The sequence below is a fragment of the Nocardia wallacei genome, from assembly GCF_029869545.1.
Classification (GTDB): Bacteria; Actinomycetota; Actinomycetes; order Mycobacteriales; family Mycobacteriaceae; genus Nocardia; species Nocardia wallacei_A.
Genome location: NZ_JARWQD010000364.1, coordinates 1 through 22,872, shown reverse-complemented (window position 1 = coordinate 22,872; position 22,872 = coordinate 1). Strand labels below are relative to the sequence as shown.

Annotated in this window: 19 protein-coding genes and 1 pseudogene; 9 read left to right on the top strand and 11 right to left on the bottom strand. The window is 70.4% G+C overall.

The features are described 5' to 3' along the window. Positions 1 to 137 precede the first annotated feature (137 nt). The 4 genes and pseudogenes from QH290_RS33435 to puuE all read left to right on the top strand — a co-directional run. Positions 138 to 791: pseudogene (locus QH290_RS33435) on the top strand (aspartate/glutamate racemase family protein); the annotation flags it as partial. Positions 792 to 852: 61 nt separating this feature from the next. Beyond that, positions 853 to 2,067 (top strand): DUF6986 family protein, encoded by a 1,215-nt coding sequence (locus QH290_RS33430; RefSeq protein ID WP_280387284.1) that lies wholly within the window; start codon positions 853 to 855, stop codon positions 2,065 to 2,067. Continuing rightward, a complete protein-coding gene (gene alc / locus QH290_RS33425) occupies positions 2,064 to 3,137 on the top strand; it encodes an allantoicase (RefSeq protein ID WP_280387282.1) in 1,074 nt (357 codons plus the stop codon). Before QH290_RS33430 ends, alc begins: the two co-directional genes overlap by 4 nt. A gap of 67 nt (positions 3,138 to 3,204) precedes the next feature. Then, complete coding sequence (gene puuE / locus QH290_RS33420; RefSeq protein WP_280387287.1) at positions 3,205 to 4,089, top strand: allantoinase PuuE; 885 nt, start codon at positions 3,205 to 3,207, stop codon at positions 4,087 to 4,089. 13 nt (positions 4,090 to 4,102) lie between these two features. Here puuE and QH290_RS33415 read toward each other — a convergent pair whose 3' ends face one another. After that, complete coding sequence (locus tag QH290_RS33415; RefSeq protein WP_280387280.1) at positions 4,103 to 4,591, bottom strand: hypothetical protein; 489 nt, start codon at positions 4,589 to 4,591, stop codon at positions 4,103 to 4,105. Continuing rightward, entirely contained in the window at positions 4,588 to 5,343 is a 756-nt protein-coding gene (gene dapB / locus QH290_RS33410; protein WP_425301906.1) for a 4-hydroxy-tetrahydrodipicolinate reductase, read from the bottom strand. Before dapB ends, QH290_RS33415 begins: the two co-directional genes overlap by 4 nt. A gap of 133 nt (positions 5,344 to 5,476) precedes the next feature. Between dapB and QH290_RS33405 the strand changes: the two genes are divergently transcribed. Next, positions 5,477 to 6,325 carry an alpha/beta fold hydrolase gene (locus QH290_RS33405; protein WP_280387278.1) on the top strand — a complete coding sequence of 283 codons (849 nt, stop codon included), beginning with the start codon at positions 5,477 to 5,479 and terminating at the stop codon, positions 6,323 to 6,325. 18 nt (positions 6,326 to 6,343) lie between these two features. On the opposite strand, the gene QH290_RS33400 is transcribed toward QH290_RS33405, so the two are convergent. Then, positions 6,344 to 7,459 carry an alcohol dehydrogenase catalytic domain-containing protein gene (locus tag QH290_RS33400; protein WP_280387276.1) on the bottom strand — a complete coding sequence of 372 codons (1,116 nt, stop codon included), beginning with the start codon at positions 7,457 to 7,459 and terminating at the stop codon, positions 6,344 to 6,346. A gap of 106 nt (positions 7,460 to 7,565) precedes the next feature. Here QH290_RS33400 and QH290_RS33395 point away from each other — a divergent pair, with 106 nt between their 5' ends. Then, a complete protein-coding gene (locus tag QH290_RS33395) occupies positions 7,566 to 8,213 on the top strand; it encodes a class I SAM-dependent methyltransferase (protein ID WP_280270008.1) in 648 nt (215 codons plus the stop codon). 20 nt (positions 8,214 to 8,233) lie between these two features. On the opposite strand, the gene QH290_RS33390 is transcribed toward QH290_RS33395, so the two are convergent. After that, entirely contained in the window at positions 8,234 to 9,112 is an 879-nt protein-coding gene (locus tag QH290_RS33390) for an SDR family NAD(P)-dependent oxidoreductase (RefSeq protein WP_280270007.1), read from the bottom strand. A gap of 125 nt (positions 9,113 to 9,237) precedes the next feature. Between QH290_RS33390 and QH290_RS33385 the strand changes: the two genes are divergently transcribed. Beyond that, on the top strand, positions 9,238 to 10,383 hold the full coding sequence (locus QH290_RS33385; protein WP_280387274.1) for a PQQ-dependent sugar dehydrogenase: 1,146 nt from the start codon (positions 9,238 to 9,240) through the stop codon (positions 10,381 to 10,383). A gap of 4 nt (positions 10,384 to 10,387) precedes the next feature. On the opposite strand, the gene QH290_RS33380 is transcribed toward QH290_RS33385, so the two are convergent. The 3 genes from QH290_RS33380 to QH290_RS33370 form a co-directional block, all read right to left on the bottom strand. Next, positions 10,388 to 13,678: an arabinosyltransferase domain-containing protein gene (locus QH290_RS33380; RefSeq protein ID WP_280387272.1), complete on the bottom strand. Its 3,291-nt coding sequence runs from the start codon at positions 13,676 to 13,678 to the stop codon at positions 10,388 to 10,390. 60 nt (positions 13,679 to 13,738) lie between these two features. Next, a complete protein-coding gene (locus QH290_RS33375; RefSeq protein ID WP_280387270.1) occupies positions 13,739 to 15,124 on the bottom strand; it encodes a pentapeptide repeat-containing protein in 1,386 nt (461 codons plus the stop codon). A gap of 113 nt (positions 15,125 to 15,237) precedes the next feature. Next, positions 15,238 to 16,473 carry an MFS transporter gene (locus QH290_RS33370; protein ID WP_280387269.1) on the bottom strand — a complete coding sequence of 412 codons (1,236 nt, stop codon included), beginning with the start codon at positions 16,471 to 16,473 and terminating at the stop codon, positions 15,238 to 15,240. 92 nt (positions 16,474 to 16,565) lie between these two features. Here QH290_RS33370 and QH290_RS33365 point away from each other — a divergent pair, with 92 nt between their 5' ends. Then, entirely contained in the window at positions 16,566 to 16,892 is a 327-nt protein-coding gene (locus QH290_RS33365) for an ArsR/SmtB family transcription factor (protein WP_280270002.1), read from the top strand. A gap of 9 nt (positions 16,893 to 16,901) precedes the next feature. Beyond that, positions 16,902 to 17,294 carry a hypothetical protein gene (locus QH290_RS33360; protein ID WP_280270001.1) on the top strand — a complete coding sequence of 131 codons (393 nt, stop codon included), beginning with the start codon at positions 16,902 to 16,904 and terminating at the stop codon, positions 17,292 to 17,294. A 38-nt stretch (positions 17,295 to 17,332) separates the two neighbouring features. Here the strand turns inward: QH290_RS33360 and QH290_RS33355 are convergent, their stop codons facing one another. The 4 genes from QH290_RS33355 to rpsO all read right to left on the bottom strand — a co-directional run bounded on the left by QH290_RS33355 (position 17,333) and on the right by rpsO (position 22,633). Beyond that, the gene (locus tag QH290_RS33355) at positions 17,333 to 18,211 is read right to left on the bottom strand and encodes an NAD(P)-dependent oxidoreductase (RefSeq protein WP_280387266.1); all 879 of its coding nucleotides are present in this window, start codon (positions 18,209 to 18,211) and stop codon (positions 17,333 to 17,335) included. Between the two features lie 165 nt (positions 18,212 to 18,376). Beyond that, on the bottom strand, positions 18,377 to 19,657 hold the full coding sequence (locus QH290_RS33350) for a M16 family metallopeptidase (RefSeq protein WP_280387285.1): 1,281 nt from the start codon (positions 19,655 to 19,657) through the stop codon (positions 18,377 to 18,379). A gap of 109 nt (positions 19,658 to 19,766) precedes the next feature. After that, positions 19,767 to 22,025: a polyribonucleotide nucleotidyltransferase gene (locus QH290_RS33345; RefSeq protein WP_280269999.1), complete on the bottom strand. Its 2,259-nt coding sequence runs from the start codon at positions 22,023 to 22,025 to the stop codon at positions 19,767 to 19,769. 338 nt (positions 22,026 to 22,363) lie between these two features. Next, a complete protein-coding gene (gene rpsO / locus QH290_RS33340; RefSeq protein ID WP_280269998.1) occupies positions 22,364 to 22,633 on the bottom strand; it encodes a 30S ribosomal protein S15 in 270 nt (89 codons plus the stop codon). Between the last annotated feature and the right edge of the window lie 239 nt (positions 22,634 to 22,872).

Below are 22,872 nucleotides of genomic sequence, written 5' to 3'. Positions count from 1 at the left end.
CGGCTCACCCCCAACCCCCCCTCACTATCCACCCCCCCGCTCTCAAATCATAAATACCCCCACCCACCCCCCCCCCCCCCCCCCCCCCCCGGGGGGGGGTCCCCGCCGGGGGGGCGGGGGGGGGGCCCCCCCGGCCCACGGTGGTGGAGTCGGTCACCTCGAGCATGGGACCGGCCTCCATCGAGAGCCACTACGACGAGGCGCTCGCCGTGCCCGGCCTGCTGGCCGAGATCGCGCGCGGCGAGGTCGAGGGCGTGGACGGCTACGTCATCGCGTGTTTCGGCGATCCGGGCCTGTACGCGGCGCGGGAGCTGGCGCGCGGGCCGGTGATCGGCATCGCCGAGGCCGCCATGCACACCGCGAGTCATCTCGGCCGCGGTTTCAGCGTGGTCACGACCCTGGCGCGCACGGTCGGGCAGGCCGAGGACCTCGCGGAACGCTATGGGATGCAACGGTTCTGCCTCGGCATCCACGCCACCGACATTCCGGTGCTGGAGCTCGAGGATCCGAAGGTGCGCGGCGTGATCGCCGACGCCTGCCGCGCCGCGGTGGCCGCCGACGGCTCCGACGCGGTCGTGCTCGGCTGCGCGGGCATGGCGGATCTGTGCGAATACCTGACCGCCGAGGCCGGGGTGCCGGTCATCGACGGCGTCGCCGCGGCCACCCTGTCGGTGCAGTCGCTGGTCACGCTCGGTCTGCGCAAGTCGGGGCGCGGCGAATTCGCGGCCCCGCTGCCCAAGAAGTACAGCGGGCTGCTGGCGGAGTTCGGCACCGACGGGGCCGCCCGGTGAGGGTGGTCGAGCGCAGTACCGTGGCATTACGCGTCTACCCGACCCTCGAGGAGGTGCGATCATGACCCTGCCGCCGGACTTCCCGGCCTCCGTCGCGGCCCGGCTGCGCGCGGTGGATGCCGACCTCGCGCGGCACTACCCCGGCGACCGACCGGGCCAGCCCATCCATACCGCCTATGTCTCCGGTGCCGACGCCGCCAAGGAATTGCCGCACGAATGGGGCACGGCCGCAATCGAACTGGCCGACAGGCACGCGGCGTTGCTGACCGAGCTGGCCGGGGCGGACGTGCTGGCCCGGGTGCGGGAAACGCTGGCGCAGCGGCCGATTCAGGATCTGCGGCTGGATTTCGAGGACGGGTACGGCACCCGCGGCGACGAGGTCGAGGACCGGGACGCGCTGCATGCCGGGCAGGTGCTGGCCGCTCTCCCCGCGACGGTGTCCTCCCGGGGCATCCGCATCAAAGGGCTGACCACCGCCGAATACGAACGCGCACTGCGGACCCTCGACCTGGTGCTGGAGGGTGCCGGGGGCGTTCCGGAGGGCTTCGTCTTCACCATTCCGAAGATCCGCGCGGCCGAGCAGGCCGATCTCGCGGTGCAGGTGTGCGAGGCGCTGGAGTCGGCACACGGATTACCCTCCAGCGCCTTGCGTTTCGAGCTGCAGATCGAGAGCCCGCAGGCGGTGATCGCCGCCGACGGCACCGCCACGGTCGCGCGGGCCATTCACCGCAGCGCCGGTCGCTGCAGCGGATTGCATTACGGCACCTACGATTACAGCGCCGCCTGCGGTATCGCCCCGCAGTTCCAGTCGCTGGAGCATCCGGTCGCCGACCACGCCAAGGCGGTCATGCAGGCCGCCGCCGCGCAGACCGGTGTCTGGGTGTGTGACGGCTCCACCCAGGTGGCGCCCGTCGGCACCGCCGAGGAGGTGGCCGCGGCCGTCTCGCGCCACTTCCGGCTGGTCACCCGGTCCCTGGAGCGCGGCTACTACCAGGGCTGGGATATGCATCCCGGCCACCTGGTCACCCGCTGGCTGGCGACCTTCACCTTCTTCCGGGGCGCCCTGCGGGCCGCGGCGCCGCGCATCGACCGCTACCTGCAGCGCCGGGGCGGCGCCGTCGTCGACGAACCGGCGACCGCGCAGGCGCTGGCCACGGTCGTGCTGCGCGGGCTGGACTGCGGCGCCTTCGGACCCGAGGACGTCACGGCGCTGGCTCCGGCCGCCACCGTCGACGTGCTGAACAGTTTGCGAGAAAGGAAACTCCCCACCGCATGACCGCCGTGCCGAACGATTTCACCCTCCTGCCCGATCTCGCCGTGCGCTCGCTCGGCGGCGCCGTCATCTGGGCCAACGACGAGTCCTTCGCGGAGAAGGAGAATCTGATCCGCCCGGAGGCGTCGACGTTCTCCACCGAGACCTTCGGGCACAAGGGCAAGGTCTACGACGGCTGGGAGACCCGGCGCCGCCGGCGATCCGGCGGCGGCGCTCCGAGCGCCGACGATTGCGACGCGGCCATCGTGCGGCTCGGCGTGCCCGGTGTGATCCGCGGCGTGATCGTCGATACCGCCTGGTTCAAGGGCAACTACCCGCCGGAGATCGCGGTGGAGGCGATCGCGATCGAGGGCTACCCGCCCGCCGAGCAGGTCGCGGAGCTGCCCGGATGGACCACGATCGTCGCCCGCGCCAAGGTCGACGGCGACACCGCCAACGCCTTCACCGTGGAATCGGAGCAGCGCTTCACCCACGTGCGGCTGCGGATGTTCCCCGACGGCGGCGTCGCCCGGCTGCGTGTGCACGGTGAGGCGAAACCCGATCTGCGCCTGCTGGGTTCGGGCCCGTTCGATCTGGCCGCCCTGGAGAACGGCGGCCGCGTCGTCGACTGCTCCAACCGCTTCTACTCCTCCCCGCAGAACCTGCTGCTGCCCGACCGCGCCCGCATCATGGGCGAGGGCTGGGAGACCGCGCGGCGGCGCGACGGCGGCAACGACTGGGTGCGGGTGCGCCTGACCGGCGAGGCGGTGCCCGCCATGGTCGAGGTCGACACCTCGTACTTCCTGTTCAACAGCCCGGGCGCGGCCACCCTGACCGGCATCCGCGCCGACGGCACCGAGGTGGAACTGCTGGCGCGCACCGACTTACAGCCCGACACCCGGCATCGGTTCCCGATCGAGGCGGGCGAGGCGGTCACCGAGGTCCGGCTCGACGTCTTCCCGGACGGCGGATTCGCGCGGCTGCGGGTGTTCGGCACGCTCACCGAGTCCGCGCGCGACCGGCTGCTGTCCGAGCCGCTGCTCGGCGCGCTCGCCGACGACGCCGTCGATCGGCTGCGCGACGAGCCGGAGTGAGCCCGATATGCGAATTGTTCACCCCGGCAAGGAAGGTGGGATCGTGAACGGCGGATACCCGCGCGATATGGTCGGCTACGGGCCCAACCCGCCGCATCCGCACTGGCCCGGCGACGCGAATATCGCCGTGCAGTTCGTGCTCAACTACGAGGAGGGCGGCGAGAACAACGTCCTCGACGGCGACGCGGGATCGGAGACCTTCCTGTCGGATATCGTTCCGGCCCAGGCGTTTCCGAATCGGCACCTGAGCATGGAGACGCTCTACGAGTACGGCTCGCGGGCCGGGCTGTGGCGGGTGCTGCGGGCGTTCGAGAGCCGCGACATTCCGCTGACCGTCTTCGCGGTGGCGCGCGCGCTGGAACGCAATCCCGAAGCGGTGGCGGCGTTTCGGCGGCTCGGCTACGAGATCGCCTGTCACGGGCTGCGGTGGATCTCGTATCAGATGGTCGATCCGGAGACCGAGCGCGAGCACATGGCCGAGGCGGTGCGGATCATCACCGAGCTGTTCGGGGAACCGCCGCGCGGCTGGTACACCGGCCGCGATTCGCCACAGACCCGTGAGCTGGTGGTCGAGCACGGCGGCTTCACCTACGACGCGGACTCCTACGCCGACGACCTGCCGTACTGGGCGCGGGTGCGCGGCACCGACCACCTGGTGGTGCCGTACACGCTGGAGGCCAACGACATGCGGTTCTCCTCCCCCGCGGGCTTCGCCAACGGCGACGAGTTCTTCGCCTACCTCAGGGACGCCTTCGACGTGCTCTACGCCGAGGGCGCCGCCGGGTCACCGAAGATGCTCTCGGTGGGCCTGCACTGCAGGTTGGCAGGCCGTCCGGCGCGGGCCGCGGCACTGGGCCGATTCCTCGACTACGTGCAGTCCCACGACAAGGTGTGGCTGGCCCGGCGCATCGACATCGCCGAGCATTGGGCGAAGGTGCACCCGCCGCGCTGATGTGCGCGAGGGTTCAGCTCTTCGACTCGCGCTCCAGGCGTTCCAGTTCGACTGCGCGGCGCATGGTTTCGCGGGCTCGGGTGCGGTCGCCCGCGTAGTCGTAGGCGCGGGCGGCGCGGTAGTTGGTGCGCCAGTTTTCCGGGTCCGCTTCCCATTCCGTGCGGACCTGTTCGAAAAGCGCTTCGGCGGCGGCCTTTTCGATGCGGCCGGACGGGCGGCGGGGCAGGTCGGAGACGTCCAGCTCGCCGCCCTCCTCGTGCATGCGGCGGGCCAGGTGCTGATGTGCCAGGGCGGCACGAATGCTGGTGGCGACGATCCAGACCCCGAGGATCGGCAGGATCAGCACCCCGATGCCCATTGTCACCGCGGCAATCTCGCCGGAACCTATGAGTTCCACCGCGATCCGGCCCAGCAGGACGAAGTAGAACGCCAGTGCCAGCACCAGGAACGCAAGGAAGCCGATCTTCACCGCGACCTGACGCCGGGCGTCGGAACCGTTCACAGGTCCAGCAGCGGATCGAGGCCGACGGTCAGGCCGGGGCGGGCGCCGATCTGCCGCACGCCCAGCAGCACGCCGGGGGCGAAGGAGGTACGGTCCAGCGAGTCGTGGCGGATGGTGAGCGTCTCGCCCTGGGTGCCGAACAGCACCTCCTGATGGGCCACGAGCCCCGCCAGGCGCACCGAATGCACCCGCACGCCGTCGACGCTGGCGCCGCGCGCGCCGTCGAGTTCGGTGGTGGTGGCGTCGGGGCTCGGGCCCACACCCGCGTTCTTGCGGGCCTCGGCGATGATGCCCGCCGTGCGGTAGGCGGTGCCCGACGGCGCATCGGCCTTGTTCGGATGATGCAGCTCGATCACCTCGACCGAGTCGAACCAGCGGGCGGCCTGCTCGGCGAACCGCATCGACAGCACCGCGCCGATGGCGAAGTTGGGGGCGATGAGCACGCCGACCTGCGGCGTGCCCGCCAGCCAGTCGCGCACCTCGCCCAGCCGCGCCTCGTCGAATCCGGTGGTGCCGACCACGGCGTGAATCCCGTGTTCCACCAGCCACCGCAGGTTCGCCATCACGACATCGGGGTGGGTGAAGTCGACGACCACCTGGGTACCGGCGTCGGTGAACGCCTCGAGCGCGTCGTCCTTGTCCACCCGGGCGACCAGCTCCAGATCGTCGGCCGCCTCGACCGCCGCGCAGATCGCCTGCCCGACCTTGCCGTGCGCACCGAGCACACCCACGCGGATCCGGTTCGTGGCCACCCTGAACTCCTCACATACCGTCGACAGTCCTCGCCGAGCCTACTGTTCCCCCGGTTCGGCGTGGGCCACCCCTCCATCCATTGCCACATGCGCATGATTGCGCATATGGGACGATTCCGGTTACCGTCTCCCCGTGACATCGATCCATGAACGCGCCGCCGTCTTCGAACGAGACCACGACCGCCGGGAACTCGTTGCCGGGCAGCATGTTTGGCATTATCGCAGCGGCGGTGACGGCGATCCGGTGCTGCTGCTCACCGGCGGCGCCGGTATCGCCGTCGCCTGGCTGGACCTGACGCCCGCGCTGTCGCCGCATTTCCGCAGCGTGGCCGTCGACTACCCGGCGACCGTCGCACGCGGCGCGGACCTCACCGACGGCCTGCTCGCCGTCCTCGACGCCGAGGGCATCGACCGCGCCCACGTGGTCGGCCAGTCCGCCGGGGGCATGTTCGCCGAACTGCTCTCGCACCGCGCGCCCGACCGTGTCCGTTCGCTGACGCTCACCTCGACCGGCCTCTACGGCCCGGAGGATGTGGACCGGCTGCGCGGGCGGATCGTCACCACGCGTTCCACACCGTGGGAGCAGACCCGCGCGTCCATCCGGGCGGCGCTGCGCACCACCTGGGAGGACGCCGACGAGGCCGAATTCTGGATTCAGCAGGTGGAGGCGGCGACCGACGCAGCGGGCAGCGAGGGAACCGTCAACTCCTACCAGCGGCTGCTGGAACTCGCCGAGAACCTCGAGGAGCTGCTGCGGGAACCGGCGTGGCAGGGGCCCACCCTGATCGTGCGCGCCGACGACGATGCGCTGATCACCCCGGTGCAGACCCAGCGGCTCATCGATCGGCACCCGGGGTGCGAGGTCCGCACCTTCGCCGACGGCGGCCATTCCCTGCTGCTGAGCCGACCCGCCGACTATGCCGCCGTGGTCACCGAATTCCTCCTGCGACACAGCGTTTCACCGGCGCGGGCGACCGACTGAACGGCGATGGGTTCCGGCTCAGTCGAACACTATGACCTGGCGCAGCCCGTGCCCGGCCGCGAGTTCGTCCATGGCATGGTTGATGTCGTCGAGCCGGATGCGGGAGGAGACCAGGCGCTCCACGGGCAGCCTGCCCTCGCGCCACATCCGCACGTACTCGGGGATATCGCGGGCGGGCACCGCCGACCCGAGGTAGCTGCCGACGATGGACCGCCCCTGCGCCACCAGGCCGAGCGGCGAAATACTCGCCCGCGCTTCGGGATTGGGCAGCCCGACGGTCACGGTGGTGCCGCCCGGCGCGGTGGCGGCCACGGCCGTCTCGAATGCCCGGACGTTGCCCGCGGCCTCGACCACCGCCTCGGCCTGAATGCCCTGCTCGGTCAGCTGCGCGGGTGTGTAGACCTGGGTGGCGCCGAGTTCGGTTGCCAGCGACAGCTTTTCGGGCAGGGTGTCGACCGCGATCACCTCGCTGCCGAGGTCCTCGCGCAGCGACGTGGCCACCAGCACCGCGGCCATCCCGACCCCGCCGAGGCCGACCACCATGATGCGGTCGCCCGGGCCGGGCCGGGCCGAATTCAGCAGCGCCCCACCGCCGGTCAGGACCGCGCAGCCGAGCACCGCGGCCACGTCCGGCGGCACGTCGTCGTCGACCGGCACCGCCGAGCGGCGGTCCACCACGGCGTGCGTGGCGAAGCCGGAGACGCCCAGGTGGTGGTGCACCGGCTCGCCCCGGCGCAGCAGCCGTCGGCCGCCGCCGAGCAGTTCGCCGGTGTTGTTGGACATGCTTCCGGTGATGCAGGGGGTGCGGCCGTCGGTGGCGCAGCCCTCGCACTCCCCGCAGCGCGGCAGGAAGGTCATGACCACCCGCCGCCCGACCTCGATATCGCCCCCGCCGGGCCCGACCTGCTCCACCCGCCCGGCCGCCTCGTGCCCGAGCAGCATCGGCACCGGACGCACCCGGTTACCGTCGACGACCGACAGGTCCGAATGGCACAGCCCCGCCGCCTCGATGCGCACCAGCAGCTCGCCCGGACCGGGCGCGCCGAGGTCCAGCTCGTCGACGACGAGCGGCTTCGACTCGGCATAGGGCGTCGTATCACCGATCCGTTCCAGTACAGCACCGCGAATCCTCATCCCCCAGACGCTACCGCCTACACCGCCTGGACGGTCCCGGACGGTCCTGCGAGGGCTGGGGGCGCATAATCGAGCAGACGCCGAGAACGATCGATGAGGCGAGCCCATGCAGTCATCCTCTCCCACGCGCGGATTCAACGGTCTGATCACCGGGTCCTTCGGCCGGATCGCCCGCACCTACGACAGTCCGCTGCTGCAGTACATCGTCTACCGGCCGCCGCAGGATCAGGTGATCGCCGAGCTGCGGGCGGCCGGATCGCGCCGCATCGCCGATATCGGTTGCGGCACCGGCATTCTCACCACCCGCATCCACCGGGAGCTGCGGCCGGACCAGGTGTTCGGCGTCGACGCCTCACCCGGGATGCTCGCGCAGGCACGGGCGCGGTCGGCCCAGGTGACGTGGCTGTCCGCCCCGGCCGAGCGGCTGCCGTTCGGTGACGAGACCCTGGACGCGGTGGTCACCACCAGCGCCTTTCACTTCTTCGACCAGCCTGCCGCACTCGCCGAATTCGGCCGCACGCTGACCACCGGCGGACTGGTCGCGGTGTCGACGGTGAACCCCGCGGGCCGCGTCACCCGCCCGGTCGCACAGCTCACCCGGACCACGCGCAGCCCCTATCACGCGCCCTCGCCGTCGGAGGTGCGAGAAATGGTGCGCGAGGCCGGATTCGACGTCGTCGACCAGCGGCGCATTCACCGGCCACTGCCGCGCTGGCTGATTCCCGACGTGATCACCGTGGGGCGCAAACGCTAGGTGCACGCCCGGCAGGGGGTTCAGGCCCGCGTCATCAGCGCCCGGTCCACCGCGCGGGGCGCGAACAGCCCGAGCAGACGCAGCATCGCCGCGTAGCGGGGCACCATCCGCACCGGACGCTCGGCGATCGCCTTCACCATCCACTGCGCCGCCTGCTCGGTCGTCAGTCCCGGCATGGCGCGGTACTTCGCGGTCGGCGAGCTCATCGCGGTGTGCACCAGCGGGTAGTGGATGGAGGTGAAGGCGATGCCGTCGGCGGCGAGCTCGCCGTCGGCGCTGCGGCCGAACCCGGCCAGCGCGGCCTTCGAGGCGTGGTAGGCCGCCAGCCGCGGCGACGTGTCGGCCACGACCGTCCACGTTCCGACGTTCACGACATGACCGTCGCCGCGCGCGACCATCCCCGGCAGCAGGCCGAGGCTGAGCTGCACCGCGCCGAAATAGTTGACCGCCATGGTGCGCTGGAAATCGTGCAGCCGGTCGAAGGATTCGGTCAGGGGCCGCCGGATCGAGCGGGCCGCGTTGTTGATCAGCACATCCACGCCGCCGTAGGCGTCGACCACCCAGCGCACCAGCTCGCCGACCTGCTCGGTATCGGCCATATCGCAGACGCGGATCTCGACCTTGCCCCCGGACGCCGCGATCTCGTCGCGCAACTGCTCCAGCTCGTCACCCCGGCGCGCGACCAGGATCAGCTCCGCACCGGCCCCGGCCAGCCGGATCGCCGCGGCCCGCCCGATCCCGGCCGAGGCGCCGGTGAGCAGAATCCGTTTACCCGCGACGGCTTCCCCGTCGCGCACCCGCGTCCCGCCGACCGGCCGCAACAGCCGGTGCATGATCGACCGCCGGATCCGCCTGCGAAACCCGGCGCTGCCCGTAGCTTTCGGTTCGGTCGACGCCATGGGCACAGTCAACCACGGCCCGGACTTGTACCGTTCGAGTATCGGGACCGGCCCACGCCGGTTCAGGAATGCAGTCCCCGGCAGGGACGTATCGCCCGGATACGGCGGAGAACAGGATGGTGACGATGCCTGTGACATCCACGCGGCCGCTGGCCGACGGGCCGCGGCAGGCCGCGATCTCGCCGCGGTTGCACCGCCTGCTTCCGATCGTGCTGGCCGCCGTCCTGTCCGCCACCGTCGTGGCCTGCGGCGACACCGAGCCGCAGCGGTCGGAGATCTCCACCACCGCGCCGAGCACACGGTCCGGCGAGCCGGATCTGGGCGCCGCGGAGGAGATCGCGCGCGGGATCGAGGCGCCGTGGGGGCTGGCGTTCCTCCCGGACGGGTCGGCGCTGGTGGCCGAGCGGGATTCCGGTGCGGTGCTGCGGGTTTCGCCCGGCTCGGCGCCGGAGCAGGTGTACCGGGTGCCGGGTGTGGTGGCGCGCGGTGAGGGTGGGCTGCTGGGGCTGGCGGTCGCGCGCGACTATGCCGAGACCCGCTATGTCTACGCCTATTTCACCGCCGAGACCGACAATCGGATCGTGCGGTTCCGGCTCGGCGGTCCACCGGAGGTGGTATTCACCGGAATCGCCAAGTCCGGCAACCACAATGGCGGCCGGATCGCCTTCGGCCCGGATGGCATGCTGTACGCCGGGACCGGCGACGCCGGGCGGGAGGACCGTTCGCAGGATCCCGCGAGCCCCAACGGCAAGATCCTGCGCCTGACGCCCGAAGGCCGTCCGGCGCCGGGCAATCCGTTCCCCGGCTCCCCCGTCTACAGCCTCGGGCATCGCAACGTGCAGGGGCTGGCGTGGGATCCGGCGGCCCGCCTGTATGCCGCCGAATTCGGCCAGAACGACTTCGACGAGATCAATCTCATCGAGCCGGGCCGCAACTACGGCTGGCCGCAGGTCGAGGGAACCGGTGACACCGACGGCGGCCGCCTCACCAACCCACTGGTCACGTGGACCACCCGGGAGGCATCCCCGTCCGGCATCGCCGTCACCGCACACACGATGTACGTAGCGGCATTACGCGGCGAACGACTGTGGACGGTCCCGATGCGCGACGGAAGTCCGGGCGAGCCGCGCGCCGAGCTGCGCGACTACGGCCGCCTCCGCACCGTCGAGGTCGCCCCCGACGGCTCCCTGTGGCTGACCACCTCCAACACCGACGGCCGCGGCGATATCCGCGCGGGTGACGACCGAATCCTGCGGTTCCCGGCCCGATGAACCGCTAGTACGAGGTGATGATGTGGCCGGGAGTCCATGTGCCCCACCGCCGGACGTGATCGATACCGACCGCGGCGGGCCGGGCGTCGGGCACGAGCGGGACGAACTGCTCGAGTGACCCCCAGTCCCGGTCCCAGTCGTCGTTCAGATACGCCGGGACGACGCGGGCGGTGAACAGCAGCTGGGTCCAGCCGAGCGGCCCGCCGCCGTCGTGGCCCTGCCACATATTGGTGATGGTGGCGCCGTTGCGGTCCGGCAGGATCCGGTATTCGGGCAGGGTGGCGACCCCGGCGTGGGTGGGCGCGTGGTTCTGGCAGGGGAAGTTCATGCCCACCTCCCAGTCGAGCAGCACCGGAGTTCGCGTGCCCAGCAGCGCGTTCAGGGTCGTCGTCCGCGGCACGCGCGGCGGCGTCACCGCGAGCCACTGGTCCTTGCCGAGGTCCTTGTCCTCCGCGACCAGCCGCACCACATCGGCGTCACCGGGCAGCCGATCCAGCGGCACCCGCAGATTCCGCCACATCGGCGACGGCCCGATATCGATCGGCACCACGCTGCCGCGCGAGACGACCCCGCCGTCCGGCCGGGTGGTGCCGTACTCGAGTTCCACGCGCTGACCGGGATGTTCGACACCGTCGGCATCGACCGAGCGGATCCGCCCGGCCACGGCGACGGTGAGAATCGGCCCCCGCGCCGGGTCGCCCGCCCCCGGCAACCGGTACCAGCCGCTGGTCAGCGCGGCCGGAGCCTGGCTGCCCTCGTGGTAGCTGCCGAGCACCGGCGTGGTCGCGGGATCGAGCCCGAAGGGCAGCGCCACGCCGCTGCCGTTGATCCCCGTGCCGCGTGACGTATCCGATTGCGAGCCCGCCGATCTGGCGGCGTCGCGCAGCTCGTCCGGATCGTCGGACACCGAATTGGCCCGGCCCGTGGTGGATTCGACCTCGTCGGAGGTCAGCACCGGCGCGACACCGTTCGGATCGAATCCGCTCGACCCGGCCCCGGCCAGCGTCGTCGCCCCGTCACCGTCGAGCGGGCGCAGCATGGAGGCGTTCGGGTCCGTCTCCACCAGCACGTCGTCGGCCAGGCCGCAGCCTCCGGAGAAGGTCGCGGACAGGTTCGACCGCGCCAGCGAGTACGAGGGGTATTGCGCCACCGCCGCTTTGGCGAACGACAGCACCTCGAACAGCACCATCCCCGCCGCGACCAGCGCCAGCACCGGAATCCGCGCCATGCGATCGGATACCGACCCGGCGCGCGGTGGCCCCGGCGGCCGGATGTGGAACCACCCCGCCGCGACCAGGGCGAGCGCCGCCACACCCGCTGCGACGGTGGACAACCCCGTGCCCCCGATCGTGGGTGGCTTGTCCCACCAGGGAATTCCCCACGACGAGACGTACCAGTAGCCGTTGGCACCGACGAACGTCAGGGCCAGGGCGAAGAAGATCGCGGCGGCGAGCAGCGCCCGATTGCGCAGCGGCCGCATCACCCGGGGCCCGATCGCCACCGCGGTCAGGGCCGCCACACAGGTGGCGAGCCCGGCGAACACACCGAACTGATGGGTCCACTTGGTCGGCGAGAACATCATCAGAACCATTGCCGCGAAGGTGATTCCGACGATCCGGCGCGACGGGCCCACCGCGGTGCCGGGGATGTGCCCGCCGCGGCGCAGCATGGTCGCCACGCACACCACCAGCCCGAGCAGCATCATGAACATGCCGAACCTGCGGGTCAGCCAGCCGTCGGTATTGATCTGCAGCAGATACTGATAGCGCAGGAACTCGAGGAACCACGACTCCCCCGGCCCGATCAGCCCGTGCACGTGGAACATCTCCAGCGTCGCCGCCAGCGTCCGATCGGCGAAAACCACTGTCAGCACGACAGATCCGGCGGCCAGTCCCGGCAGCAGCAGCGGCAGGTAGCCGACCGACCGCGCCCGCCGCAGCAGTATCGCGGTGAGACCCCGCGCACCGGCGAGCAGCGCGCCGAGGCAGATCAGCCCCGACGGGGCCACGGTCAGCGTGAACGCCGCGATGATGATCGCGCAGGCCGCGGGCAGCAGCCGCCGGGTGGCGAGGGCCCGTTCGATCGACACCCAGGTGAGCAGCACCCCCAGCGCCACAAAGGGTTCCGCGCGCAGACCGTTGTTGTAGGGCAGCCAGAACGCCAGGAACACCATCGCGCTGGTCCACACGACGACCGCGCGGGTATGCACCGCGGCGCCGAGCCTGGGCAGCACCTCGCGGCTGACGACCCACCAGGCGATCACGGCCACCAGCAGCGTGGGCAGCCGCACCCACGGGCTCACCGTCGAGATGTGGGTCATCCACGCGATCATGTCGGTGTAGGGGGTGTAGAACGGGCCCTCGTCGACGCTGAACCACCGGTAGTAGTTCGACATGAACCCCGAACTCCGGGAACCGCGGGCCATTCCGAGGATGTACCCGTCGTCGGAGGTGTTGGCGCCGATGAAGTGCCACACCAGCAGCACCGCGAACACCACGCCGTCCACGGGCCGCAGCCGCCACCATCGCTGCGGCAGGAACCGTCGGCGGGCCCGCCCGTCGGTGCCGTCCAGGCGATGCAGGGCCAGCAGCGAGATCAGCGTCGCGAGCAGGCACAGCGCGATCACGACGAGTTTGAGCGGGGTGGGTGAGGTGGAGAAGCGGGAGTCGACGTCGATATTCACCCGCATGCCGTCCGGGACCGCGCCGGTGAGGTCGGTGAACACACCGACCACCTGGGGCCGCAGATCCGAGGCCGACGTGGCGCCGGGCGCCGCACCCCCGTCCACCGCGACAGTCGTTCCCGCCGTGGACATCTCGATCGTCAACGCGCACCCCTGCCCGCGGACCGCCGCGAGCGGCGCCGACCACAGCAGGGTGTTGCGGGAGACCACGTCCACCCGGCCCGGGCGGTCGGCGGTGTCCGCGACGACCTTCACGACGAACCCGTAGCGCTCGGCGTCGGCCGACTGCCGCGGAACGGTCGACACGGCGACGCCGCCGGTGTCCGCCAGCTCGGTCAGCGCCGCGCAGGGAATCCGGGCCGACAGTTGCTGCGGCGCATACGAAATGAGCGGCGATTCGACACTGCCCGTGTCACCGGCCTGCGGCCAGGTCACCGAGGCGGACTCCATGCGCACCGGCAGGAACGGCACCAGCACCGCCAGTACCACGGCCAGCAGACCGGCCGCCACCGCGACCGCGCGCGCCCGGCCCCCGGCCCTGATCGGTTGCTCCGTCCCCCGGTCGGGAGCGTCGACGGACGGCTCCACCGTCCGCACCACAGTGTCTGACACGGGTGCCGATCGTAGCGGAACAGTTACCGGGCAAAACTAAAGAAAAGCTGAGGGAATTGCTCAGTCCGTCGGGACCGGCGGCAGCTCCGCCGGGACCGGGGGCCAGGCCAGCGGGGTCACCCGGGGCGGCCGCTGCAGCGGATTGTCGTCCCAGTCGACACCCACGCCCACCCACGCCTTGGGCCGATCGAACCGGGTCTCCTGCGCGGCGAAAGTGGCGCGGCGGAAGGAGATCTCCCCGAAGAAGTCGCCGCCGGAGAAGTCGGCCCGGCCGCCGTCGAACCGGGCGTCGGCGAAGGAGACGGCGCCGTGGTACTCGGCACCGGAGAAATCGACCACCTCGGTCCCGGCACGTCGCCAGCGGGCCCGGGTGCCCAACCGGGTGCCGTCGAAGCTGGTGCGCGCGCCGTAGAAGCGAGTTCCGGCGAACGAGACGCGCGCACAATCGAATTCAGCGCGGTCGAGGCGGGCCTGGGCACCGTCGAAGGTGGCATTGTCGAAGCTGGTCGTCGCGGCGCGGAACCGGGCGTCGGCGAAGGTGGTGTGCTCGCCCGAGAAGGTCGCACCGTCGAATCGGAGCCGGGGACCACCGAATTCGGCGCCCTCGAACGACACCTGGCCGCCGAAGGTCACATTCGCGAAGCTGGTCCCGGCCCGGCCGAGATTCGCGTCCTCGGCGCGGATGCCGGTGAACTTGGCGCCCCGGAACAGTGCCGCCTCGGTGAAGGTGGCGGCGTGGAAGGTGACGTGCTTGCCGAGAAATTCGACCTGCTCGAAGTTCGCGGTCCTGGCCCCGGTGAACACGGCGCCGCGGAAGTGCGTATGCGACCCCGCGAAGACCGCGTACCGGAAGTCGACATCCTCGAGGACCGCGTCGTCGAAGTTGAAATTGTAGGTGGACCACGATGTTTCGGCCGACTGCCGCAGATGCGAGACGATCACCGCGACAATCGTGCGGCGCACCTCGCTGTCGTTCTGCCGGATCTGATAGGCCCGCTCGACCTCCGACCGAATCTCCTTCCGCGACACCAGGTGATTCGACCCGTCGCCCGGATCGTAGGGCAGCCGCAGATAACCGCACAGCACATCGATGCACTGCTGCCGCCGCCCCCGAGCGCTGAATTCGTCTGCGACACCGGCCATCGCGTACACCCCGGCGATCCGCACCGCCACGTCCGGGTCGCCCAGCTGCTTGGCCGCCGCGCCGAACAGCTCGGCGAACCGCCCGCGCTCGTTGTCGCGCTGCCGCCGATACGCGACCACCAGCGCCACCGCGCCGCCGATGCCCGCCGTCACCGACAGCGCGATCTTGGTCAGGTCCACCTGATTCGGTGTCTCCGTTTTCGCACCGAGCAGCAACCACAGCCCCCACCAGGCCACTCCGGCGATCACCAGACCGCCCACCACTGCCGCCACCACCGACAGCAGCAGCGCCGATCGCCTCATCCGCTGGTTCAGTCGCCGACCGAACCGCCCCCGCCGCCACATAGCCGCATGGTAGCGGCAGATCGCCGCCCACCGCAGGATGGACGGCGATTTCCCTTACGCCACCTAACGTTTCAGGCGGGCAGGCGCTCCGCGGCACTCGCCCGGGCCGCGGCCCGGCTGCCCCGCAGCCCGATACCGGCCGCCACCAGGCACGCCGCCGCGACCACCACCACGAACCAGGGGAATACCCTGCCCATCCCCCAGGTCGTCGCCGCCCACCCGGCCACGATGGTCGGCAGCGCCATCGAGGTGTAGGCGAGCAGGTAGTACGCCGACATGGTCTCGCCCCGCTTGTGTTGCGGCACAACGTTGGACAGGTGCCGCAGCGAACCGCCGAACCCGAGCCCGAAGGTGCCGCCCAGCAGCACACCGGCGAGCAGGACCACCACCCAGTTGTGGGTAGACAGCGCCGGAATCGTCAGCACCAGCGCGATCGCCATGCCGGTATCGCCGCCGATGGCCGCGCGCCGCGCCGGAATCCCGGTGGCGAACAGCTGCGCCAGCGCGCCCGCGGTCGCGGTGGAGGCGACGACCGCGCCGCCGAACACCAGGTTGTGCACGCCGGTCTTCTCGGCGGCCAGCGTCGGATACAGCGACAGCAGCACGCCCAGCACCGACCAGGCCGCCATCACACCCAGCGCCGAGAACCAGAAATCACCGCGAATCTCCGGCGGCACAGCCGGTTTGGCGATCCGGATGGGTCCCGAGACGCGCTTGGTGTGGGTCTCCTCCATCGCCACCACGCCGACGCCGATCAGCAGGCACAGCACGGTGATCACCAGGTACGGCGTGCGCAGCGGATGCGGCACGTACTGCGCCAGCAGCGCCGAACCCAGGATCGCCACGGCCATACCGACGTTGAACGCCACGCCTGTCAACTGCCCGGAGCGCGCACCGTTCTTGGGCCGCAGATCCAGCAGCGCGGCCGCGCCCGACACCACGGTCGCACCGACCGCGATACCGTGCAGCGCCCGGGCCACCAGCAGCATCGCGACGTTGTCGGCGAGCAGGAACACCACCAGGCCGACGACCATGGTGGCCAGCGCGCCCAGCAGCACCGGCTTGCGGCCCACCACGTCGGAGATCTTCCCCGACACCAGCACCGCACCCAGCGCGGCGATCGCGTACACGGCGAACACGATCGTGGTCGTCAGCGGCGAGAAGTGCCACTCCTGCTGATACAGGCCGTACAGGGGCGCCGGGGCCCCGGACACTCCGAGCGCGACGCCGCTGGCCACCAGGATCAAGGCGTAGGCCCAGGGTTGTGTCGTCCGCTCGACCGGGGATACGGCCGCAGTCGCTGCCATCGCTCGTTCTCCATCGGGTAGGTTTGATTACGATCGAACCCAACAACCCTAACGCCGGTACGATTCCCATCAAACCGTCGGTGAGGTAGATCATGACGGAAACCAAACGGACCGTGGAGGCCTTCCCGGTCGGCTCGGTGCAGACGGTGCTCGACGCGCTGCACGATCCGGTGCGCCTGGAGATGGTGCGCCGCCTGGCCAATGCCGGGACGGCGGTGCGCTGCGGCCTGCTCTACGACACGATCAACAAGTCGACCGCGACCCATCACCTCAAGACGCTGCGCTACGCCGGGCTCACCGAGAAGATCATCGAGGACGGCCAGACCTATGCCCGGCTGCGCGCCGAGGAGGTCGAGCGGGAGCTGCCCGGCCTGCTCGATGCCGTCGTGGGCGCGGCGAACCGCTCCGAGACGGCTTAACCTGCCCAGATGTCGCCGATCTCCGAGCTGACCGACGTGATCGTGTCGCTGCATTCCGACCTCGCCGAATGGCTGGGTACGGACGCGGCGCCGAAGGTGTTCGACCGGTTCGCCAACGCGCTGGACGACAGGTTCACCTCGGTGGTCACCACCGGCGACGCCGTCGATCGCGACACGCTGCTGAGCGGTATCTGGAAGTCCCGCAACGCCCAGCCCGGCCTGGAGATCGAGATCTCGGACGTGGCGGAGATCGCCCGCAGCACCACGCTCGTCGTCGTGCGCTTCGTGGCCGAGAACCGCCTCGGCGACATCGTCACCCGCCGCCGAGTGACCGCCGTCCTGATCACCGACGGACAGCTCTACTTCTGGCGCTCCGTGCACGAGACGCCCGCCCAGGGCTGATTCCGGCCGGAAGGGCGGTGGCGCCTACAGATCGGGCGTCATGCAGGCTTGCGGAGCAGCTCGATCAACGCCGTAATGCTTTGTTCCCCATGGCCTTCCGCTACCGCGCGGCGCAGCAGGTCGTGCATCGGCGCGTGCCACGACATGTCGACGCCCGCCTCGGCGCCGATCTCGGCGTCGTCATCGATGGCCGCGTGGAACAGATTCACCGACGAGCCGAGCCGGGTGTAGTCGCCGGAGTCGATCTCCTCGGCGAGGACGGGCAGGATCGACTCGATCATCTGCAGCCACTTGACCTCGTGGTCGACCATGGTGCTCGCGCAGTAGCCGCGGGCCGCGAGAACCGCCGCGCCCTGCAGGAATCCCAGCAGTGCGGGCAGCAGGGTGGCGCCCACCGCCGACTCGTAGAGCGCCGCGAGGTCCGGTTCGCCGCCGAGATGCCGGGTGTCGCCGCCGAGCACCCGCAGGGTCGGCTCGTACTCGTCGAACACCGCCTTGTCGCCGCCGTAGTAGAGCAGCGTGTCCGGCTTCCCCACGGCGGTCGGCACATTCTTGATGGCACCGCCGAGGAACCGCCCGCCGCGGGCGGCCACCCACTGCGCCATTTCCCGTGCGGCACCGGGCGTTCCGCTGTTCAGGGTGACCAGCGTCCGCCCGTCCAGTGACCGCACCGGCGCGAGGCTGTCGATCGTCGCACGAAACGTGGTGAGGCACGCGATGGTCAGCGGGCTCGCCGCCACCGCGTCGGCGATCGGCTCCCGATACGTGGCACCGGCGGCCACCAGCGGCTCCGCCTTCGCGGCGCTACGGTTCCACACCGTCGTCGGATGCCCCTGCGCGACAAACGCTTCCGCGAGGGCCCGCCCCATCGAGCCGAGTCCGAGCACCGTCACCGGCGTCCGTTCCAGTTCCGTCATCTGCCGCCCTTCCGAGAGTGTTCTGCCTGGTACGACAGCCAGTCTCGAATCGGGCCCGGAACGCGACAAGTACGCACTTTCCTGTCGGATGCCTACCTCGAGGTAAGCGAACAGGTCGGCCGCACCGCCACGGGCCGACCTGTGCACACCATCACTCGCGAACCCTCAGTCGCGCACCAGCCTCCGCACCGACGACGGCAGATCCCGGGTGCGGCGGTAGGGACCCGCGACCGAGGCCGCGAACGGGCGCGCGAGCAGCCGCCGCGCCACGGCCGAGACCTCGTCGGTCGTCACGGCGTCGATGCGGGCGAGGGTGTCGGAGACGCTGCGATGGTTGCCGTAGCTGAGTTCGCTGCGGCCGATGCGGTTCATCCGGGAACCGGAATCCTCCAGCCCCAGCACCAGTCCCCCGCGCAGTGAACCCTTCGCCCGGGCGCATTCGGCGTCGGTGATCCCGTCCGCCGCAACCTCTTCCAGCACGCCACGCGCCAAACCCGCGACCTCGCCGAGGTTTTCGGGCTGGCAGCCCAGATACACCGAGAACGCGCCCGTATCGGCGAAGGTGTCGATGCCGGAGTACACCGAGTACGCCAGGCCCCGCTCCTCCCGGATGCGTTGGAACAGACGGGAACTGAGCCCGCCGCCCAGCACCGTGTTCAGCACCGACAGCGGCCAGCGCTTCTCACCGTCGTGGCGCCCGAACGCCCGCACGCCGAACACCAGGTGCGCCTGTTCGCTGTCGCGGTAGATCCGGTGCAGCTGCGGCTGGGTGCGCGGCCGGAAGTGTCCCTCGCGCCGCGGCGCCGGATCCCGCGCCGGATCCAGCCGCGCGGCGAACGCGCGATGGATCAGCTCCACCGTGTGCTCGTGCTCGACATTGCCCGCCACCGCGACCACCATCCGGTCCGGCCGATACCGCCGCAGATGGAACCCGCGCAACTGCGCCGCGGTCATCTCCTCGATGGATTCGACGGTCCCGATCACCGGCCGCCCGACCGGATGGTCGCCGAACAGCGCCCCGAGGAACGCGTCGCCGACCATATCCTCCGGATCGTCGTCGCGCATCGAGATCTCCTCGAGCACCACCTGCCGCTCGACGGCGACATCCTCCGCCCGGCACAGCCCGTTGAGCACCACATCCGAGACCAGATCCACCGCGAGCGGCAGATCCTCGTCGAGCACGTGCGCGTAGTAGCAGGTCTGCTCCTTGGCGGTGAACGCGTTCAGCTCGCCGCCGACCGCGTCCATGGCCTGGGCGATATCCAGCGCCGACCGGGTCGGGGTCTGTTTGAACAGCAGATGCTCGAGGAAGTGCGCGGCACCGGCCACCGTCGGGCCCTCGTCGCGCGATCCCACGCCGACCCACACCCCGATGGAGGCCGACCGCACGCCCGGCACATGCTCGGTCACGACTCGCAGCCCGCCGGGCAGCACGGTGCGCCGCACGCCGGTATCGGCGAGCGGGGCGTCCGTAGGCGCGAGTCGGAGAGAAGAACCCCCCTGCTCGGTGACGAGCGAGGGGGGCGCAGACTTCTTCTTCGTCACACCGAAATGATTACTCGGCACCGGCCTCCACCGCAGCAGTGTTGCCGTCAGCGGGCGCCTCTGCCGTCTCTTCCTCGTCGACCGGAACCAGCGAGATCTTGCCCCGGTTGTCGATATCGGCGATCTCGACGCGGATCTTGTCGCCGACGTTCACCACGTCCTCGACCTTGCCGACCCGCTTGCCGTTGCCCAGCTTCGAGATGTGCACCAGGCCGTCGCGGCCCGGCAGCAGCGAGACGAACGCGCCGAAGGCGGTGGTCTTGACGACCGTGCCCAGGAAGCGCTCACCGACCTTCGGCATCTGCGGGTTGGCGATCGCGTTGATGGCGTCGATCGCGGCCTGCGCCGACGGACCGTCGGTGGCGCCGACGAATACGGTGCCGTCGTCCTCGATGGAGATGTTGGCGCCGGTGTCCTCGGTGATCTGGTTGATCATCTTGCCCTTGGGGCCGATGACCTCCCCGATCTTGTCGACCGGGATCTTGATCGCGGTGACGCGCGGCGCGTACGGGCTCATCTCGTCCGGGGTGGCGATGGCCTCGGCCATCACGTCCAGGATGGTCAGGCGCGCATCGCGGGCCTGGTTGAGCGCGCCCGCGAGGACCTTCGACGGGATGCCGTCGAGCTTGGTGTCCAGCTGCAGCGCGGTGACGAACTCGCGGGTACCGGCGACCTTGAAGTCCATATCGCCGAACGCGTCCTCGGCGCCGAGGATGTCGGTCAGCGCCACGTAGCGGACCTCGTCGCCGACGGTGTCGGACACCAGGCCCATGGCGATACCGGCCACCGGGGCCTTCAGCGGCACACCGGCGTTCAGCAGCGACAGGGTCGAGGCACACACCGAGCCCATCGAGGTGGATCCGTTGGAGCCCAGCGCCTCCGACACCTGGCGGATGGCGTACGGGAAGTCGTCCTGCGAGGGCAGCACGGGGATCAGGGCCCGCTCGGCCAGCGCGCCGTGGCCGATCTCGCGCCGCTTCGGCGAGCCGACGCGGCCCGTCTCACCGGTGGAGAACGGCGGGAAGTTGTAGTGGTGCATGTAGCGCTTGGAGGTCTCCGGGCCGAGCGAGTCGACCTGCTGCGCCATCTTCACCATGTCGAGGGTGGTGACGCCCATGATCTGGGTCTCGCCACGCTCGAACAGCGCCGAACCGTGCGCCCGCGGCACCACGGCCACCTCGGCGGACAGCGCGCGGATATCGGCCAGGCCGCGGCCGTCGATGCGGAAGCCGTCGGACAGGATGCGCTGGCGCACCAGCTTCTTGGTGACCGAGCGGAACGCCGCGCCGATCTCCTTCTCGCGGCCCTCGAAATCCTCGGCGAGGCTCGACAGCACGTCGAGCTTGATCTCGTCGATCTTCTCCTCGCGCTCCTGCTTGCCGGGGATCGACAGCGCCTCGGACAGCGGGTTCTTCGCGGTGCCCTCGACGGCGGTGTAGACGTCCTGCTCGTACGGCGGGAACAGCGGGAACTCCTCGGTCGGCTTCGACGCCTTCTCCGCGAGGTCCTGCTGCGCCTTGCACAGCCGGGCGATGAACGGCTTGGCGGCCTCGAGGCCCTCGGCCACAACGGTTTCCGTCGGCGCCGGGGCACCGCCCTCCACCAGCGCGATGACCTTCTCGGTGGCCTCGGCCTCGACCATCATGATCGCGACGTCGCCCTCGACCACGCGACCGGCGACGACCATGTCGAACACGGCCGACTCCAGCTGCTCGACGGTCGGGAACGCCACCCACTGGCCCTCGATCAGCGCGACGCGCACGCCGCCGACCGGACCGGAGAAGGGCAGGCCCGCGATCTGCGTCGACGCCGAGGCCGCGTTGATGGCGACCACGTCGTAGAGATCCTTCGGATCCAGGCTCATCACCGTGACCACGACCTGGATCTCGTTGCGCAGGCCGTCGACGAACGACGGGCGCAGCGGGCGGTCGATCAGGCGGCAGGTCAGGATCGCGTCGGTGGAGGGGCGGCCCTCGCGCCGGAAGAACGAGCCGGGGATGCGGCCCGCGGCATACATGCGCTCCTCGACATCCACCGTCAGCGGGAAGAAATCGAACTGGTCCTTGGGGTGCTTACCGGCCGTGGTGGCCGACAGCAGCATGGTCTCGTCGTCCAGGTAGGCGACCACGGAGCCCGCGGCCTGCTTGGCGAGGCGGCCGGTCTCGAACCGGATGGTGCGGGTGCCGTAGCTGCCGTTGTCGATCAGGGCGACCGATTCGAAGACGCCGGGTTCGACCTCGACGGCGGAACTGTTCACTGTTTCGGACATGTACTTTTCTCAACCTCTCGTCTCGCCGGATCCAGCGCAGGTCTGCGCGATCCGGCTGTCGTCAGCCGTACCCGGTTCGGGCGCGTATCAGCGCGCACACCCGGCCGAATTCCCCTTGGAACCGGCGACGCGGAGGCGGTCATCGATCGAAGCCTTCCGGGCTGTGGTGCCGAAAGGCCACTACCGAAGACCGACGCCACGCGACGGGTGCGTACGGCTGTGTCGTGCCGTGCGAGGGACCGTCTGTCCCCATACACGACTAGCCGACGGGGGAGATTCTATGCTTCCCCGTCGGCTGCCATGCGAACTGCCTGTGCAGAACGTGTGTCGCTAGCAGATCAGCGACGCAGTCCGAGCCGCTCGATCAGCGCACGGTAGCGCTCGATGTCCTTGTCCGCCAGGTACTTCGACAGACGCTTGCGACGGCCGATGAGCTGCATCAGGCCGTGGCGGGTGTGGTGATCGTGCTTGTGCTTCTTCAGGTGCTCGGTGATGTCGGAGATGCGCTTGGTCAGCATCGCGATCTGGGCCTCCGGCGAACCGGTGTCCTTCTCGTGCACCCCGTACTCGGCGAGAATCGCCTTCTTCTGCTCGGTGGTCAGCGCCACGAATTCACTCCTGTTTTCCAGTCCGCGCTCGGAAGAACCGGGACAGCCCCGGGCGGGCGCCACCGCGGACCGCAGCAAACCCGACGAGCCAGTCTACCCGGACCACCCCGGACAACCGAAAACGGCCCGACCCGCCGACGTGCGATCCCCGGGGGGGCCGGCCCACGCGGGGGGGGGGGGGGGGGGTGTGGTGGGGGGCGGGGGGGCGGGGGGGGGGGGGGGGGAGCCCCCCCGCCCGG